Here is a 2604-nt window from a genome sequence, read left to right as displayed (position 1 = left end):
CACTTCAGAGGCCGGACACATGACTGCACCCGATCAGGCGTTCCAAAGCTTAGAATTCACTCACAGTAAACGGGGCATCCACACACGTTTTATGTTGATTTTATGCCGTTATGATCCGTTTGTCCAAGCGCCCTTGGGGTCCGCCACACTTTGCGATAGACCCGGCTGTCAAGCGAAACTGTGACGGCGGGAAATGAGATGACGGAGCGCTGTGAATGACGGACACGGCCCGAACAATCGGGACAGCCTCTCTCTGGGTGGTGACCTCGTATTTCAATCCTGCAAAATATCGTCAGCGCTACGAGAATTTTCAGACCTTCCGCAAGCATCTGTCAGTTCCCCTTCTGGTGGTCGAATTAGAACGAAACGGTGCGTTCGAATTGTCATCTTCTGACGCGGATCAGGTGATCCAACTGACGGGGGAAGATCGGCTGTGGCAAAAAGAGAATCTGCTCAATATCGCGATTTCCCGGCTTCCGTCGGAGGTTGAATTCGTCGCTTGGGTCGATTGCGATGTCGTGTTTTCGAACCCGGACTGGCCAAGGCTTACGACCGAGCGTCTGGCAGCGGACAGTGGCTTGGTGCAGCTTTTCGAGACCGTGCATCACCTCACCAAAGAGACGACGCAATCCGCGCAATCGCTCGAAGATCTGCTGAAGGCCGGTCCCTTCTTCTCACAATCCAGTTTCGCGGCTGGCGCGACCGATCGGGACGCATTTCTGACGGCACGTGTGCGTGAACGTGACCCGAACAGAGCGAAGCGAAGCACCCCGCATCCGCGCGCGCGGATTGCAAGCGGGATCGCCTGGGCGGCGCGGCGCGCAGAGATCGACGCTTGTGGACTGTATGAGGGCGCAATTCTCGGGAGCGGTGATGTGCTTCTTGCGTGCGCGATGCGCGACTGGCTCGATGGCCTCCTGGACATCGAGTACCATGGCGGATGTCTGAGGGCGGATGTGAATGCTTGGGCGCATCGCTTGCGTGCAAGTGTGGGTCAGTCGCTCAATGTGATTGACAACACCGTCTGTCACCTGTGGCACGGGGATTTCGAGAACCGACATTACCGTGAGCGGCAAACGATTCTTGTCGAGCATAATTATGACCCAAGCCACGATATTCGCCGTGCGGAGAATGGGACGCTCGAGTGGGTTGATCCGACCAGCGCCCTTGCGCGTGATGTGGCCGCCTACTTCCCGATGCGCCGTGAAGACGGGTGACGCGATCCGGTCCCGGCGTCCGCCGGTGACATCACGTTCAGCGATTATCTCGAACCCATGAGGCGTAAAGGGGTCTCCAGTGGCAGATGATACGACAAACAGTTTGCATGGTGGTGCGTGCAAGCACACACCCTACTCCAGCCGCATCACATAACACCCGTACTATGCGAAAATAAATTATAATTAAAACATTGATCTAGTAGACTTTCCCTTTTGTGCTGAATGATTTGTTCGAGCCTAGTACTAGCAGCGGGATCAGATAAGATGCTTTTGACTAATGGTGAGGTGCTTCCCGGTGAACCGATGGATAAGTGTTCTTTTAGCAGTCATTTGTGCAAGTGTGTCGGGCTTTGTTTATGAAGCTAATGTCAATTCAGGGCATTCACCATTTAGCCGATATCATGTGGGAGCCACTTCTGGGTTTGCCGCAGGCATTTGGGCTTGGAATATCTTTTCAAGAATGGGGCAGTCTTGGTGGCAAGACCTACTTTGGATTTGTGCCGCATTTCCCCTCGTAGGTGCGCTTGCTGGCGCTTTGATCGGGTTCGGACACCCGATTGGCATCATAGCAGGCGTTCAGGTTGCACTTCGTCTCCCACAGATGTTCCCCGAAATAATAGTGCCAGTCTATCTTGTTGGGGCTGTAGCAGCCTTCATCCTGCCTCGAAAAAAGTTCCAATTTTTTGGTGAATGATTGCGCCAGCTTTCCTAAAACGGTGGTTTCTGGAATTTCCTAAAACGTACGAGTTTTGGCTGACTAAAGAGATCATTCGATAGCTCGAACCACTGAATTCCAAAGGGCAACGATGCGTTCATCTTCGAGGCCACGCATACGCTTGTGCAGTTCTCTTTCGAACGAACCGCGTGTCACTCTTGATGAAATGACGGCCTGAGCGAAAGCATCAATCGCATCTTCATCGTGTTCCATCTGAGCTAACGCGATACCTCTTTCAAGGTGGATAATTGAGCCTTTTGCCCGTTCGATAGGGAATATCTTGAACGGTTCGGCTGCGGTCAGGGAGATGTTGCAGAAGCGAAGCTTTTTCTCACCTTGATATCGGTCTTGGCGGCAGGCCCCAGCCATAAGCCCTGCGGTCATTAGCGTTAGCCAAATGCACAAGAAGACCGAAATGAAAATTGCTTTGGCCCATGTCTTGCGGCTTCCTTCGTGTGTCTTGTCCGCATGCTCCATGCTCCATGCTCCATGCTCCATGCTTCAAGGTAACACGAACATCTCAAGATCGAGAACTCTTCCAAAAAATTCTGGCCAAAACCAATGCGGCTAAAACGACCGATTTAGGTGAAAAACTCGACCTACTACATCTTGTACTTGACCTGCGTGAGCTTTCTCAACCCGCTGTAATCGCGGTCAAAGGTAGTGTTTTTG

Annotated in this window: 4 protein-coding genes; 3 read left to right on the top strand and 1 reads right to left on the bottom strand. The window is 52.5% G+C overall.

What is annotated here, in order from left to right; translation table 11 throughout:
• Positions 1–215 precede the first annotated feature (215 nt).
• Complete coding sequence (locus BUA42_RS20770; protein ID WP_072780264.1) at positions 216–1217, top strand: hypothetical protein; 1002 nt, start codon at positions 216–218, stop codon at positions 1215–1217.
• A 295-nt stretch (positions 1218–1512) separates the two neighbouring features.
• A complete protein-coding gene (locus BUA42_RS21370) occupies positions 1513–1911 on the top strand; it encodes a hypothetical protein (RefSeq protein WP_218588662.1) in 399 nt (132 codons plus the stop codon).
• A 72-nt stretch (positions 1912–1983) separates the two neighbouring features.
• On the opposite strand, the gene BUA42_RS20760 is transcribed toward BUA42_RS21370, so the two are convergent.
• A complete protein-coding gene (locus tag BUA42_RS20760; protein ID WP_072780262.1) occupies positions 1984–2409 on the bottom strand; it encodes a hypothetical protein in 426 nt (141 codons plus the stop codon).
• Positions 2410–2414: 5 nt separating this feature from the next.
• Between BUA42_RS20760 and BUA42_RS21365 the strand changes: the two genes are divergently transcribed.
• Positions 2415–2604, top strand: a 190-nt coding sequence (locus tag BUA42_RS21365) for a hypothetical protein (RefSeq protein WP_218588661.1), incomplete at its 3' end; no start/stop codon positions are given.

Origin of the sequence: Marivita hallyeonensis, assembly GCF_900129875.1 — a bacterium.
GTDB lineage: Bacteria > Pseudomonadota > Alphaproteobacteria > Rhodobacterales > Rhodobacteraceae > Marivita > Marivita hallyeonensis.
Note: the sequence above shows the minus strand (reverse complement) of the source record. Positions and strands in the feature narration are given on the sequence as shown.

Excerpts from the sequence above, each read along its gene's own strand:
- BUA42_RS20770 (WP_072780264.1), top strand. The coding sequence starts at position 216 with ATGACGGACACGGCCCGAACAATCGGGACAGCCTCTCTCTGGGTGGTG.
- BUA42_RS20760 (WP_072780262.1), bottom strand. The coding sequence starts at position 2,409 with ATGGAGCATGCGGACAAGACACACGAAGGAAGCCGCAAGACATGGGCC.